The organism is Rhodopirellula sp. J20-39 (assembly GCF_057365095.1).
Genome location: NZ_CP195123.1, coordinates 5659532 through 5673849, shown reverse-complemented (window position 1 = coordinate 5673849; position 14318 = coordinate 5659532). Strand labels below are relative to the sequence as shown.

16 protein-coding genes are annotated in these 14318 nt (G+C 55.1%); 1 reads left to right on the top strand and 15 read right to left on the bottom strand.

Annotation, left to right across the window (positions count from 1 at the left end):
- Positions 1 to 47: 47 nt before the first annotated feature.
- The 6 genes from ACR3ZL_RS20575 to ACR3ZL_RS20550 all read right to left on the bottom strand — a co-directional run bounded on the left by ACR3ZL_RS20575 (position 48) and on the right by ACR3ZL_RS20550 (position 4361).
- Positions 48 to 236 carry a hypothetical protein gene (locus ACR3ZL_RS20575; protein ID WP_473651221.1) on the bottom strand — a complete coding sequence of 63 codons (189 nt, stop codon included), beginning with the start codon at positions 234 to 236 and terminating at the stop codon, positions 48 to 50.
- Positions 237 to 256: 20 nt separating this feature from the next.
- The gene (locus tag ACR3ZL_RS20570; protein WP_473651222.1) at positions 257 to 1246 is read right to left on the bottom strand and encodes a transposase; all 990 of its coding nucleotides are present in this window, start codon (positions 1244 to 1246) and stop codon (positions 257 to 259) included.
- 329 nt (positions 1247 to 1575) lie between these two features.
- On the bottom strand, positions 1576 to 2307 hold the full coding sequence (locus ACR3ZL_RS20565; RefSeq protein WP_473651223.1) for a DUF459 domain-containing protein: 732 nt from the start codon (positions 2305 to 2307) through the stop codon (positions 1576 to 1578).
- A gap of 31 nt (positions 2308 to 2338) precedes the next feature.
- Positions 2339 to 2689, bottom strand: a complete 351-nt coding sequence (locus tag ACR3ZL_RS20560; protein ID WP_473651224.1) for a hypothetical protein — start codon at positions 2687 to 2689, stop codon at positions 2339 to 2341.
- Between the two features lie 342 nt (positions 2690 to 3031).
- Positions 3032 to 3229, bottom strand: coding sequence for a hypothetical protein (locus ACR3ZL_RS20555; protein WP_473651225.1), 198 nt, complete (start codon positions 3227 to 3229; stop codon positions 3032 to 3034).
- An 886-nt stretch (positions 3230 to 4115) separates the two neighbouring features.
- Positions 4116 to 4361, bottom strand: coding sequence for a hypothetical protein (locus ACR3ZL_RS20550; RefSeq protein ID WP_473651226.1), 246 nt, complete (start codon positions 4359 to 4361; stop codon positions 4116 to 4118).
- Between the two features lie 288 nt (positions 4362 to 4649).
- On the opposite strand from ACR3ZL_RS20550, the gene ACR3ZL_RS20545 reads away from it, so the two are divergent.
- Positions 4650 to 4874: a hypothetical protein gene (locus tag ACR3ZL_RS20545; protein ID WP_473651227.1), complete on the top strand. Its 225-nt coding sequence runs from the start codon at positions 4650 to 4652 to the stop codon at positions 4872 to 4874.
- Between the two features lie 492 nt (positions 4875 to 5366).
- On the opposite strand, the gene ACR3ZL_RS20540 is transcribed toward ACR3ZL_RS20545, so the two are convergent.
- The 9 genes from ACR3ZL_RS20540 to brxL form a co-directional block, all read right to left on the bottom strand.
- The gene (locus tag ACR3ZL_RS20540; RefSeq protein ID WP_473651228.1) at positions 5367 to 5831 is read right to left on the bottom strand and encodes a hypothetical protein; all 465 of its coding nucleotides are present in this window, start codon (positions 5829 to 5831) and stop codon (positions 5367 to 5369) included.
- Positions 5816 to 6124, bottom strand: a complete 309-nt coding sequence (locus ACR3ZL_RS20535) for a hypothetical protein (RefSeq protein WP_473651229.1) — start codon at positions 6122 to 6124, stop codon at positions 5816 to 5818. Before ACR3ZL_RS20535 ends, ACR3ZL_RS20540 begins: the two co-directional genes overlap by 16 nt.
- Positions 6124 to 7092, bottom strand: coding sequence for a hypothetical protein (locus tag ACR3ZL_RS20530; RefSeq protein WP_473651230.1), 969 nt, complete (start codon positions 7090 to 7092; stop codon positions 6124 to 6126). Before ACR3ZL_RS20530 ends, ACR3ZL_RS20535 begins: the two co-directional genes overlap by 1 nt.
- 134 nt (positions 7093 to 7226) lie before the next feature.
- Positions 7227 to 7685 (bottom strand): membrane or secreted protein, encoded by a 459-nt coding sequence (locus ACR3ZL_RS20525; protein ID WP_473651231.1) that lies wholly within the window; start codon positions 7683 to 7685, stop codon positions 7227 to 7229.
- A 231-nt stretch (positions 7686 to 7916) separates the two neighbouring features.
- Positions 7917 to 9398, bottom strand: a complete 1482-nt coding sequence (locus tag ACR3ZL_RS20520; RefSeq protein ID WP_486172926.1) for an AAA family ATPase — start codon at positions 9396 to 9398, stop codon at positions 7917 to 7919.
- Positions 9399 to 9481: 83 nt separating this feature from the next.
- Positions 9482 to 9670 carry a DUF2997 domain-containing protein gene (locus ACR3ZL_RS20515; RefSeq protein WP_473651232.1) on the bottom strand — a complete coding sequence of 63 codons (189 nt, stop codon included), beginning with the start codon at positions 9668 to 9670 and terminating at the stop codon, positions 9482 to 9484.
- Positions 9667 to 10035, bottom strand: a complete 369-nt coding sequence (locus ACR3ZL_RS20510; protein ID WP_473651233.1) for a hypothetical protein — start codon at positions 10033 to 10035, stop codon at positions 9667 to 9669. The genes ACR3ZL_RS20515 and ACR3ZL_RS20510 overlap by 4 nt, the downstream gene beginning before the upstream one ends.
- 1196 nt (positions 10036 to 11231) lie before the next feature.
- Positions 11232 to 12197 (bottom strand): endonuclease VII domain-containing protein, encoded by a 966-nt coding sequence (locus ACR3ZL_RS20505; protein WP_473651234.1) that lies wholly within the window; start codon positions 12195 to 12197, stop codon positions 11232 to 11234.
- Between the two features lie 56 nt (positions 12198 to 12253).
- On the bottom strand, positions 12254 to 14305 hold the full coding sequence (gene brxL, locus ACR3ZL_RS20500) for a protease Lon-related BREX system protein BrxL (protein ID WP_473651235.1): 2052 nt from the start codon (positions 14303 to 14305) through the stop codon (positions 12254 to 12256).
- Positions 14306 to 14318: the final 13 nt, after the last annotated feature.

The following is a 14318-nucleotide window of genomic DNA, read 5'->3' as shown; positions in this document are numbered from 1 at the left end:
GTCGACTCTTACAGGAAATGATCCGCAATAGGAAACGCTTCGCGGGGTCAGGCTAGGTTTTCGGTTTCCAGGTCTAGATTGTACTCGATTTCTTGGATCGCTTTGCGGTAGGACTTCGACTCCGTCTCTCGCTTCTTGGCACGGCGAACAAGGTTCGATGCGCTATCGGGATGAGACAGTCCGAAGCGTTCGGATAGTTTAGAAAGTGGCTCGCCAGTCCAACGACGACATAACAATGAGGAAACGCTTCGCGGGGTCAGGCTAGGTTTTCGGTTTCCAGGTCTAGATTGTACTCGATTTCTTGGATCGCTTTGCGGTAGGACTTCGACTCCGTCTCTCGCTTCTTGGCACGGCGAACAAGGTTCGATGCGCTATCGGGATGAGACAGTCCGAAGCGTTCGGATAGTTTAGAAAGTGGCTCGCCAGTCCAACGACGACATAACAATGCCGCGATATCACGCCCCGCGGCGGCACTGCGAAAACCGATGTAATCTGCTTCGTTGACATGATAGTAGGCAGCGGTTTCTTTCATGATTTCTTCGCAGGTGACGGCCTTCAAACGGCGAGTAGTGCGCTGCCGTTCCTGAGTATCGCTGGACTGAGCCATCGTGATGGCCTTCTTGAGAAACGCTTCGCTACCAAGAACCCAGCCGCAGAGTGCTTGGGAAAGCGGATTTTCCGGCAATTCCAGCCCATCGCTGACGTACTGCCGGTAGGCCCTTGCCGCGTCTTTTCCTCCATTTGCGGCCACCCAGTATTGGTGCAGTTCGTCATAAACGATCCAATCCACTCGGCTAGTCTTGCGAGCGTATCCGCCGTAGCTGCTGTGTTCCCAAGCGTCAGGAGTGATTGCCAAAGGACGAGTACCTGAGCAAGGATTCAAATGAATGTACCGACTGAGTGACCAGAAGTAACCAGCGTCTTCAACAAGGAATGCCTTATAGCGTCCCTGGAAAAGGTGACCGACGCGTTGATTTCGCTTGGCGTACCAATTGGCATATCCCGAGAGCCAGTGCTGCATTCCTCGAGCGAGGTTGGGTTCGGGGGTTTGCAACAACAAATGGATGTGATTGGGCATCCAGCAAAACGCCAGAATTTTCCAGCCTGATCGAGTGACTTCTTCTTTGAGGCCTTTGGTCATCCGATCATAGTGGCCATCGTCATGAAAAAGCGGACGTCGTCCATCACCACGCGTGACAATGTGATAAATCGCACCAGGAAACTGTACTCGAAGTTGCCTCGCCATCAGTCCGCGCTTCCGGTCAGAACTTCAGAAGTAAAAGGCCAATATTCTATGACATTGAAAATCGAAAACCTAGCCTGACCCCCGCGAAGCGTTCCTCGGCGTCGGCTTGTCCGACGGTGCTTTCCAAAAATCAAGGACGTGCCGCTCATGCGCCCCGTAACGAATGCCGGACAGAGTGGTGGTCGGAACTGAAGCCGCGTAACCAGGGGACTTTTTGACCCGCCTGGCCGCTTGCGAAGGCGTTGCATCCTGGGCAAACGTTGCCGTTTCATTGGCAAACAGCCTGACGAGGCAGCAGGTTAATGTGGTTAGTAGATGTCGTGTTCCCATCATTTATTCTCCCATTGCGGAATGGAAGCGGCGACGGTTTTGGCGATGATGCCTGCCCCGTCAGGGCCGGGATGAATCCCATCGGGAAACAGGTCCGGTTGATTGACCAGAACGGTATTGAGGTCGATCACCTTGACGCCCGCCTTTTGAGAAACCGCTTCCACCAGCGGGAGTATTTCGTTTTTGAGCACCGAATTGGTCATCCCTTTGTGTTCCGTATAAATGGGAACAGAATAGGAAATCCACACCGTCGGCTTACTTTCCAGGCTTTGGAAACGGTGGATCAATTCCACATAGTTTGGAACAAACTCCGCCTTGTGTTTACCAATATTCTGAGGCCGGGTGTCATTAGTTCCCAGCATGATGACCACCACATCCGGCTTAAATTTAAGCGCTGCTTTATATTGAGGTGTCTTCCAGTATGGGGCGTGGCCTTTTTTCAAAACGGTGGCGCCGTTCTTTCCGAAATTGCCGACCTTGTATCGATCGCCCAGCAACGCCTGGAGCTGCGCGGGATAGCTGTCCTTCGCTGGGTTCCTGAGACCGAACCCATAGGTGATGCTGTCGCCGATACAGGCGACGCGGATTGGAGCGGATCGAGAAGCGACCGCGCCGGCGACCGGCGTAACCTTTTTCGGTGATCCGGAAACGATATCCGCCGTTGCCCTTTCAAAGGCAAGCAGGCTGACGAAGCAGCAGGTAGCGGTGATGAGCAGATGTTGCATTTTCATGGGGCGTCCCTAGGCGATCGCTTCGCGGGAATCAGGCTAGGTTTTCGGTTTCCAGGTCTAGATTGTACTCGATTTCTTGGATCGCTTTGCGGTAGGACTTCGACTCCGTCTCTCGCTTCTTGGCACGGCGAACAAGGTTCGATGCGCTATCGGGATGAGACAGTCCGAAGCGTTCCGATAGTTTCGAAAGTGGCTCGCCCGTCCAACGACGACATAACAATGCCGCGATATCACGCCCCGCGGCGGCACTGCGAAAACCGATGTAATCTGCTTCGTTGACATCATAGTAGGCAGCGGTTTCTTTCATGATTTCTTCGCAGGTGACGGCCTTCAGACGGCGAGTCGTGCGTTGTCGTTTCTGAGTATCGCTGGACTGAGCCATCGTGATAGCCTTCTTGAGGATGCAATCTAAGGGGTCAGGCTTCTTAGATGTAAATCCGACGTGGTTTTTCTAAAATTCACTCAATTCAGAGTGCAACGTTCCCCTCGTTCGATGATCTCATCTCCACCGAATGTCACTCAGGACTCAACAGAGAGGCCTGACCCCTCAGAAGCCCTTAGAAGACCCTGTGAAGAGAGACCTCAATGTCCGCGTCTTTCGTGCTGCGTGGAGCCGCGTATGCGTTGACTGAGAAGGGACCCACGAGGATGAACGGCAGGTGCAGGTCGTTGAGCGACGCCACCATTCGTGCAAGCACTTCCTCTGCATGACCATACGAGAGGGTCATGAAGGTTTGACGGGGCGATAGACATCCTTCTCGGCTCGTCGTCTCGACATGTCATTGCGACGTCGGAGCTCGTCACGTACCTGGCTTGAAGACCAATCCGGATGCTGAGCGGCGATCAGTGATCGGGCCATCGCCATCGCTGAGTCGGCCAAGCGACAGGTCTCGATGATTCGATCGGCCATCGTTTGTCGCATGGCTCTGATTAGACGGGAACGTTCCAGCCCGCCGGGATCGTCGTTGCGGGGTGGTTTCCGGTCAGGCATTTGAACACCCGTCATTTGTGCCGGATAAGACGAGTCACCCGAAGGCAAACAACACGCACAAAAAAAGCCGCGAATTGCGGCTATCGGCAACCCGATTTCTCTGGTTGCCACTCGAAAGCTCCCCCGGCAGGACTTCCCCGACACGGGAATTGCGGGGTTTTTAGAAGGCGACGGCGAAAACACCACAAAATCCACCACTCCGGCCGCGATCTTCGCTGAGTGCATACGGATGCATTTGAGTGAGGCACAACGAGACGAACTGATTGGAGAATTTACGGAGCGTTCGCTCGGTCACAAAACTAGGCGCGGGGCCACCGAGACAGGTTGAGCTATTTCATTGGCTTATATCGGTGGCTACTTCCGACGCATTGCGGGGGCGGTCTTCGGCGGCGACGTCTACACATCCGCTCGGAAGTCTCGCCGTCACAATCTGCGATGGTTTTCTGGGCGAGGACGACAGCGGTAGCTGGTCTCCACTTCGGTGTCGGGCGGTCCAATAGATTTCGACTTGTTGCGTGGACCGCAAATTTTGCGTTCACGCAACTCCCATCACACTGGACTCAAACACGCAACAACCGAGTTACGTCCCTAGGCAGTTAGCTGCCGCGGTGGCTTCGGCCGTCCCAGCGTGTGTGTCTTGAACTACCAGCAACTTCTTGAAAGGCAACAATCCATGTTTAGCACGAAGCCAGAAATCGAACTGCGCCACGACATCCCTGAGGAAAGTGATGTAATCTTCGCTAGGGAGCCAGTGCTCTCGGGCGTCCACCCCGTCTGCGATGAGCTTCCTCCTTTGGAGCCTATCGAATTCGAATATCTAGTCGAGCGAATTGTTAGAAATCCGACTGGATACCACATCGGTGTTGACGAAGAAGGGCTTGTCATCCTCGGCCTGGACATCTTGTTCGCAGCACATGTAGCGAAGGCCGACATTTTCATAGAGCGGGTTCCGCAGGAAGACCTCACGCTCGATGAAGCAAGGCAGTGCAACATTGATTGTCGAGAGGAGTTGAAGTCGCACTGCAGGGAATGCCTCAGGGATTTCAGGAGATCTAGACTGCATCTCGATAGGATCGGGCCGAGCAAGCTGCCCGTCCAGTATTCGATGGAGGAAGTCTTCGACGCAGTCAGAAAGTTGCGGTATGTGGAGGCTCGTGACGCGGAATGGAGTGACAAGCAGGCTAGGCTTTCCGCGGATGAACGCCTCAGAAGCTTCCTCGCTTCTTGCAAGCAACGCGGTCGCGAATATCGTCCCAACTTTCATCCCTACCCTTCGATGCGACAACTCGCGTTGTATTGCGGATGCAACGTCTCAACAATCTCACGACTAGAGTCTGGCGAACAAAAGTCGATGAAGACGCTCGTTCTGGATATTCTGTTCGCGGTAGCATGTATCACACCTCCGCCGGTGGCAATCAGTCGGTGGGAGCGTGTCGCCGAACGTAAAGCTCGAATCGCGGACGCCGATCGCTGCATCCTGCAAGGAAGAGCGACGCCGGAGATGGTACGCGAAGCGATCTTCAAAGGCATTTCGGCTCGTGTCGCGTCCCGCAACAACAGCCAGCTTGTTGCGTAAGCTGCCCTTCCCGACTGAAGTTGAAAAGGGCAGAAACTACTGTCATACATACAGTGTCAAATGCCCCCTCCGAAGAGCCGAAAACAATCGATTGTAAACGAATGTCCAGTGGAAAAGGTGGTTTTCCGGATTGCAGGGCGTTAACCTGTTGCGTTTTGCGATTGTGCCTGACAGTAGTGAAACCGACCTCCACATGAGGAACACCGTAAATTGCCGAACGAATCGGGTTTTACGAATCGAATATTGCCGGCAAAGACGCAACAACTCCGTTGGGATGCAAATTGACGTTAAAACGGTTGGAACCGGTTCCGTTTCGGCATATTACGGCTAAATGGAAATGATCCGCCCTACTCGCGAAAGTTACGACTTATGCGAGGGGCGTCTTGTTGCGGTGTCAGCAACAGCTTAGATCGTGGGGAGCTAAAAAAAGAAGCCGCGAGAGCGGAACGATTCCACTCTCGATGCGGCTCTCTGACGACCCTGTCGAACGGGTCAATCTGTCGGCAGCAAGCTCTTCAGCTTTTCGATCATCTCGCTGGCTTGAGTGATCGTTAGACTGGTTGGCGTTGGCACTCCGAACTCACCGTCGAGTTCACTAGCAAGACGAACGTTTGCCTTCGATGCGATCGCGTGCATCGCACGGATCTGTGCTTCCGTTGCCGGGCGGACTCTTGAGTTCGATGTGGCTGATCGCCGAGAGTCACCGCTCGGTTGCGGCGAGCTTCCGTTGACACGTCCATGCACAGTCACATGACTCTCCCTATTACCGGACAGCTCATGTTCCACTTCCCTGCGACACAGATCGAACGTCCGTCGGATCCGTTCACTGATGGCATCAGGATGGCCTGCTAACAGCGTGTCATCGAGCTCGAGTTCGATCTGGCACGTCGCACTGGCACTGCTGAAGTTGGGTTGGCCGATCTTACGGGCCACACCGACACTCAGTCGTGTAGACATGGTGGGTCTCCTTCATTTGCGTTGGGTTGAGATTGAAAACTTCCACTGGGTAACCAGTGCCGCCGAAGCCAATCGACCTCGGCGCTGATCGCAACACTGCGATGTTCAAACGGTCCCAGCACCGGACCACCGACCGGGGAAAGGTCGGCGGTCCACTGGCCGCTGGCTGTCGGCTCCACGTATGAGCCACGCCGGACCGACGCAACGCCAAGCGAGCGTCCGTCCAGCATCTCGTTGTAGATCATCCGCGCGTCACCACTTGGAAGAACGACAACGTCGATTTCGCGATCCATCACTTCGATCGTCTCAGAATGCTGCGGCGCGGACGGTCCGTCATCCAGCCTTCGAGCGAAGCTTCCACCCGCGAAAGTTCGCTTGCCACACGCCGGCGGACGCCAGACTCGTCACGCAGTTGTTGCGGCTGAACGCCACTGACGATCCCCCGAGCATCCGCAACAAGCCGATCGAGTTGATCGTCGGAACGAATATTGAGACGCTGAAACCGATCGAAGAACTCCAGCAAGTTGCTGACCGCCGAGTCCCGAAACACCTTAGGGGATCCATCCTCGTCGCCGCTGAGCCGTTCGGCCAGGTGACTAACCAGTTGCTCCAGCTCATCTGCGAAGGCCTGTTCGGCCAGCTTCACTGCCTCATCAAACCGGCGCTGCACACGGGCACACTCGCTGTAGTACAAGCTTGGACTGACCTGCAACAGGTAAGCCGGGGGCTCACAACTAGGGTAGTCCCATTCGATCCCGAACAGCCGACGCAGGTTGACGTCGTAATCCGACGGATCGAACAGGTCCCCCAGCCGCCCGCGAGCCTGATCAATAAGCTCGTCATAGTGGATCTCCAGTTGCTCGACCGCAGAATCCAGCTCCGCCCGCACCGAGGTCATGAACACGTCGAACGACGCGACATCCCCGCGGCGAATGAGCCGCATCCCGGGTTCGGTGTATGGCAACGTGTTGCCTTTCCAGTAGTCAGCGGCCTGCTTGCGAACCGCGGTCGCCGCCCGGAAGGTCGGGTGGCTGGTGTCGATCAGCTTCTTGGTCGCCGACACCGACTTTGAATCGGCATCGAACGTCCCGGCTGCCTGGCGCCGTTGGTCACTGCTAAGCGTCTTGCGGACGCTCGGCCAGTGAATCTGCAGACGCACAGCGGTCGTTTCAGTCTGCAACCGTTCGCCGACACTGGCCAGCGGGTTGTCGATCGTGGTCGACTCACGGCCAGCGGCGGAATCTTTCAACGTAGTAATCATCAAATTCTTCCTTCAGGTTCTAAGTGGATAGACAAACGAAAAACGCCCCACTGGCTGAAATAGCCGGCGGGGCGTTGAGTAAAAACAAAACGATTGGTCTTCAAGCTTCAAACACACGGTCACGCCGGGTGTCATCACTCGTCAGCGACGAGGCGTCGATTGCTCCCAGCAGGTGGAAGTCTAGTAGGCGATGAGCCATCATCCGGCTGGCGGCGTGGCGTCATCTCGTCCAGGATCACCTCGCATGCAGCTTCCGCTTCCGACTCTTGCCGGCGAGGTAAGAGCAAAAAGGCGATCAGAAGCAAAGGCGAGATGCAGGCGAGCAGCAGGACCGACGAGGTGATTGCAGCGGCCAGGATCGGTTCGCCGCGTTCACGCTCATCCCACTTTCGCCGGTCGGCTTCCAGTTGATCTCGCTGATAAGCGAGCGTAGTTCGTTCGGACTGTAGGTCTTGATGCAGCCCCACGAACTGCGCGTCGGTCAATTGACGACCAGAACACCCGACACCGATCAGCATCATCGACAACACAAAGATGAGAATTGGCGTCGGACAACGGTTAGTCGGCCACATCGCGAGGCTCGGACTCGGCATGATAGAACTCCTTCTGCAATAGACGATGAAGAAGTGCCTGAAGAGCTCGCTGCTTGCGCCGACAATGCCAGAGTGAACAGGCTGCTATCGTCAAACACAATGAGAGGATCAGACACACGATCAGTAAAGGTGACAAGACTTACTCCTTGGTTAGGGTTCGTTGATGAGTAAACAAAGACCTGCCGAGGGACGTCCCTCGGCGCGCACCTCGGCAAAAATTCAGACCTGTCCTCAGTTCATTGACGGTGAACTGCTGACTTGTCGACGCTTGGCCCGGCGATTGGCGCCCCGGTACAAGCCCGGAGCATCCGCAGACAGGCAACGACCATCTGCCCATTGGCGAAGACGCTCAATGGGCTCCGAAGAGGTCACCGCCACCGGGACGATATTCTCGGCGGCCTGACCAAGTGGCATATCCAGCAGTGCCGCCAAGCGACAACACGACTTGATCTCCGCCCCGGTCCACTGTTCGTCATTGGGTCGAGGATCGGCCGGATCGATTGAGAACACGCCACGGTACAGACTCCAGATCTCATCCTTCTGAACGCGTCCAGGAAGATCAACGAAGAACACGCCGTCGAAGCGTTCCGCTCGACTGAACTCGGGCGGCAACCGCTGCACATCGTTCGCAGTGCAGACGACGAACACATCAGTCTCATGATCGTTCAGCCAGGTCAGAAACGTGCCCATCATCCGGGACGACACGCCGCTGTCGTTCGCTCCGCCACCGGACGCTCCCGCGAACGCTTTCTCGACCTCGTCGATCATGAGCACACACGGCGCCATAGCATCCACTACGGCCAAAGCCTGACGGGTTCGTTCTTCGGACTGTCCGACGAGCGATCCCATCAAGCTACCGATGTCGAGCATCACCACCGGACGCCCGACCTCATTGCCCAGGCACTTGCAGAACGCGGACTTGCCGCACCCCGGGGGTGACAACAACATCACCCCGCGGGCGTTCAAATTCGCGTCTCCCCGACGCAGCATCGCGCGGCGCGAGAACGTCTTTAACGCTTCGAGACCGCCGAGCGAATCAAAGGTTTCGTGGCCACGATGGATCTTCAGCAAGCCCGACTTCTCGACCGCCTGAGTCTTGAGCTCCCAGATCGATTCAGGGGTTAACCGACCGTCGCGAACTAGCGACAGACTGAACGCCCCTTCGGCCTCATACCTGGTCAAGCCTGCCGCCGCATCCAAGACGGCGTCAAGCTGATGGCCTTCAGGCATCTCACTGTCCTCCGTTGCAATGCCCGCAGCCACCTCAAGCAATTGCTCTCGACTGGGTAGTGTGTGCTTCACCGTGACAAACAGCTTTTCAAGCTCCACGGGTAACTGCACGACAGGACTCAGGATCACGGCGAAGCCTCGTCGCTGCTTGCCCTCATCGATCGCGCGAGCAATCGCCTGAACGATCTCGGCCGACTGCATGAACCGGTGGAAGTTCTGCAGCACGACAATCGAAGGAGTGTCTCCGTCGGCCAGCGAAGCGATCGCCCGCACCGCGGATAGCGGATCGTTGGCTTCAACTTCCAGTGGCGAACCACTCGCACCACGCAGCCCTCGTTCGATATCCCACGTAACGAGTCGCCAGCCTTCTTCGTTACAGAGCGATGCCAGCTCGGCGATCGCGTCTTGATGCTCGTGAGACTCGATCCAGATTCCTGCAAAGCAGGCCCGGACAAGTTCACTTAGACGTTGATTCAGTGTCATGGACTGTTCTCCATTAGTTTTTGAATAGCTAAAAAGGCTTGTGAATAGACAAAAGAAAAGCCCAGTCAGTGATCGGTGAAGGATCACTGCCGGGCTTGTTGTTGGGCTTCCGTGGTTGCCTGATGGAACTCAGGCTTCAAGCGTTCGCTTGATCGCGAGCCAAGAGCGTGTTCGACAAACTCGCTCGCTTGTCGGCAATCCGATCCTGCGAAACCGTTCGTCTCGACCCGCGAAGATCCGTCGGGGCTGACGATGACTTCGATGGTTTTCATCCTGCCGCTCCGACGGTGAGGGCAAGCTTGATCGATCCGTCCTCAAGCGGTTGCTCAACAACGGAGTAGCATTGACGCCGGGCTTCGATCTTCGTCTTCTCGACCGCATAGGCCTGCAGGAACTCGTCGAGACGTTCCTGCTTTCCCCAATGCCCTTGGTAGTTGTCGAATCGCGACTGCCCCGAAGCCAAGTCAAAGACAATCGGATACCGCCAATCGCGAAGCTGCACCGCAAGCCCGGACACCGTCTTGCTAAACAGCTTCACTTCGCCTTCGACCGGCTCATCGAGTCCTAGCCGAACGCACCCAGCCCGCACCGCCTTAGCATCGCGAACCTGAGTCTCAATCTGCACCACATGCGACATCGCCGCACCTCCGTTCCTTCAAACGAGAAATAGGTAGTCGCGGTAGCTACATCGCCACCGTCACCTTTATGTAGCGCAACTAGGCGGGGGATTTAGCGATTAGGAATGCATTCGAAGCGAATTGCCAAACAAAATGTGTTGAGGCATCTCAGATGAGCTAGCGGGATCCCCCTTTAGATCCTGGCTATTCGACTCTCACATCTTGCTTGCTCAACTGCATACGAATGGCAATCTCTCTGCTCAGGTCCGTGAGCAAGCAGGCCATCAGTTGATCATCCGTGCTTCTTGGCATGGGGATCGGGGCGTGGTTTGGTAGCACGATTGGTCTGACCGAGTAGCTTTTCCCCTCGCCCTTGGGTTTCATGCGAAATCGACCTCGACTGCGTATAACGGTCACCTGCTTTCGAACCCCGAGGCCTTTTCGAAACCCCTGGTAGATGACCTCCCATTTTAAACCGTCGTCAAGTTCATAGACAGCACCGGGAGAGATCCAATCCAGTCTGTTGTCCACGAACGTGTAATCAGCTCACGCATAGTTTCCTCGAATTCAAACTCTAGAGAAATAGTTGGAAACGGCTTTCCTCAGCATTGGTGCGTCGGCAAATCACAGTTCGTGTTCCTACGCGAACCACTCCGGTTCCTGAAATCAGCGTATCCGTTTCGCTTGGCGACTCAATATGAAGTGCTGCATTTGCTATCGCTCCGAACGCGCGATATTCAGTTGCGAGATGTCTGACACTTTTGAGTTCATAACCTACCTACCAGTCTCGGATGCGACCACGTTTCGCTAGGAGTCGTTGGCGTCGCTCGCGATCCTGATTTCTCAAAACTTTTAGTTTGGTGCGAAACCTCAGGACACCATCGCGTCTATCTCTCCGAACGCACAAGTCACATTCACAGACGAGCGAGTAAAGAGCTTTCCAATGTTATCAAGAACCCAATCCAGTCGACTCGAGCAGATACACGAAGGCAATGTCTTCGGCGGGCAACCGCTTAACGGTCCCCTGCTAGAATAAGAGGACGCGTGGCCCCCAAAACCCAGGCCACCTCAGTGGAAACGCCGAAGGTCTTCGAGCCGGAGTGTCGAACCCCACTGCAAATGCGGTGGGCAAACGGATTCTGTAGATATCGCAAGCTTGCAAAAGCTCTAACGTAATGCACGGATTATCCTGGTAGCACGCCAGCGTCGTGCACGCCTACCGCATGTAGAGCAAGACCCGCTCCAATGCATCTTTTGTGTCGCCAAGCGTTCCGAGTGCTGCATTGCACGGGTAGCATAAGCCGCCCCGTATCTCTTTGGTTTCGTGATCGTGATCGACACAGAACTTACCGCGACCCTTTGGGTCCGTTGTGCCGCAGATAGCACAATGTCCGTTCTGCGAATCCATCATTTGCTCAAACTCTCGAATTCCGATTCCGTACAATCGCAGATATTGTTTGTTTCGATAGTACTGTGTCGTTCCGCTGCTAAAATCGGATAGTCTGCTTCTGTTGTGAATGTTCGGGTACCTTCGGGCATCCAAGTATTCGATCACTCGCTCGATGCCGCTCACGTTATCTCCGAAATGTCCTAATGCCCAATTACATCTCGCGCAAAGGATTCCGCGCACTGCGTCAGTATCGTGATCGTGATCAACGGCAAAGTTTTCGTTGCCCGCACCCGGGTCATCAGAACCGCACAATTTGCAGACCCCGCCCTGGTTGTGAAGTATCTGCTCATAGTCTTCCGGCTCCAAACCTAGAGCGCGAAGTGCTTTATTCCGGTCATATCGCTTGACTTTTTCAGGATTGGCCTTGGCGAACGCGATCGAACGCTGGTCGGTGCAGACCTTACAGTGTGAATGGAGTTTTCTCGTTCGGCGATTTCGCACATAAAACTCGGTCTTTGGCTTTTTCTGCTCACAGCTTGGGCAGACCTTGGTGGTGTCCTTCGTACAACAGTCGTTGCACCAGGGGTGAACACCTTTTCGGTCGCTGTGAGGCCATCGCGGGCCGTACTCCGACTTGTGCTTGGTCTCACCACACCTACCGCATAGCTTCGTAGATTTTGCATTTGTGCATTTCTTGCACTTGTTCCGGTGGTATTTCCCTTTCAGGAGTCCAAAACGAGATAGCGGAAGCCGCTTCCCACACGTGTTGCAAATCTTAGATTCTTCGGTCATTTATATGTCCAGTCGCTTTCCCATTTTTTCGGTCCTCAAGCTACGGCGGAAATATCTCAGTTCATTCCGAGTGCCTTGAACGCGGCGGCTTTAGGGTCGCCGTAGAAGACGGGGTCGACGTGTTCCATGATGTCGCCACTGACCTCGAGGAACTGACGTTTATTGGCGATCGGTACCAAGGCGCGTTTAACGCCATTGTCCATTGCCAGTTGGAGTGGCTCGGTGAGCGATCTGACTTCTTTGATATTGCCTTGGATGCTCATATCCCCCAGGACCAGCGTGGCCGCCGTGACAGGTGTACTACGCAACGCTGAGAAGGCGGCAACGAAAAATGCGGTGCCAATCTCGCCTGCCACACCGTTGTTTAGCAAGTCGATCGATTCGACGTGGAAATCCGAGGTGTCGATGTCCTTGCCCATTCCGAACTCGACTTTCTTCGACGCCAGGTAGCTAAATGCTCGGTTGATCGATTCCTTCATTGATCCGCGGACTCCACCGGCCACCTTGAGTTTGCCTGTGCCAGAAGTCAGCGTGATCTCCAGACGGAAAAGCCCAACGGTTCCGTCCGCGCCAACCGTTCCAGCATAAACCGATCCGGGTGCCAGAGGATCCGCCGCAACTAAGTCTCGTCCACCCTGTTCAGGAACACCTACGAATTTCTCTTCGCCAGTTTCTTTGTCACCATAACTGAATGAAGTCTGGTGATACTCGAAAGAGCCCATCTTCTTGAGTTGCTCTTTGACGCGGCGACGGCCCTCGACGGCGAATTCCACCAATTCTCCAAGCTCTTCTTTGGAAACGTCTCCGTGCGGGTAGATCACCTTCATCAAGCCAGACACTGTCTTACGGACTGCTTTCTGGTCCCGCGTGTTCAGGTGACTGCCGAGTGTGAAGTGCTTGTCCAGCGTCTCGGTGAAGTTGTGCTTTCGCAGTGCCCGGAGAGCTTCGGCGAAGTAATCGACGACGAACCCGTAATGGCTGGTGAACAGGTCCGGACGCATCTTGGGAACTTCCCAGCCGGGCAGGTAGTAGTGCAGCCGGTCGATGAACGCCATGTCATCACGGATGACGTCCGGCATGGGTTCGAACAGATGGCCCCGTTGGACCATGACGTCAATCGGCTGGTTGGTGTTGCCAAACATCGCGATACTGGCGTCACCGGTATCGGCTTCTTTGCCTCGTTGAAACTGGCCCGATTCGCAGTAAGTCTTCATCGTCGTGATGACTTCCTTGGGCATCTTCTGCAGATCGGCCACTTCGTCGAAGGCGACCACATCCCAGATCGTCACCATCCCCTTCTGCTTACCCGACATGTGGCCGAACATATTGGCGACAGTCGTCGGGCCGGTAAGTAACGCGCCATACGGTGAGAGTTCCTGAACTGCGTAGCTTTTACCGGTTCCTCGCGGTCCGAGCTCCACCAAGTTGAAATTTCGTTCGGTGAGCGGAATCAGACGCGTCAGAAAGAGCATCTTCAGGCGACGCTCCATCACATCAGGTTCGTAGCCCATCGTCCGCAACACGACGTCAACCCACTCCTCCGATGAAAAGGCGGCACGACCCGTACGGTATTCATCCATATCGAACGATGCGATTTGAATCGGCTGGAGTTTGCTGATCCAAAACGGATTCTTGCCCTTGGTTTCCTCGTCGTATTCGTGTCGCATATCGACCTGGGACCAAACGCCACCAGTCAGCAGCCGGTCATAGTCCCGTACATACTGTGGCGAGATATGGACGAATCTGTGATTAAAGTTATTAAGCTCCGCCCAATACTCCGAGTCGGCGAGTCGAACCTTGACCTTGTCGATGAATGTGTGCGTGCCGCCCTGAAGCTGTTCAACCTTGGACTGAGCCTTCATGAACTCATCGGGACGGATGTAGTTTTCCGCCAATGTGTCGTTCACGACCTTCAGGCCCATTTGGATGGCCATCTCGTCGGAGGAAGCACAGTATTTACCGAGCAAGAACTCCAGCACGAAGACCGGGACGTTCGCACCCACCTTCACTTTTCGGACGAGGTCCTTACGCACGACTTTGCCGTCGAAGGCTTGAGTCAGCTTTTGGTCCAGGCCGTCCTGGCCGATCGATGTTTCTTCGGATGTCATATTTCTGTTTATC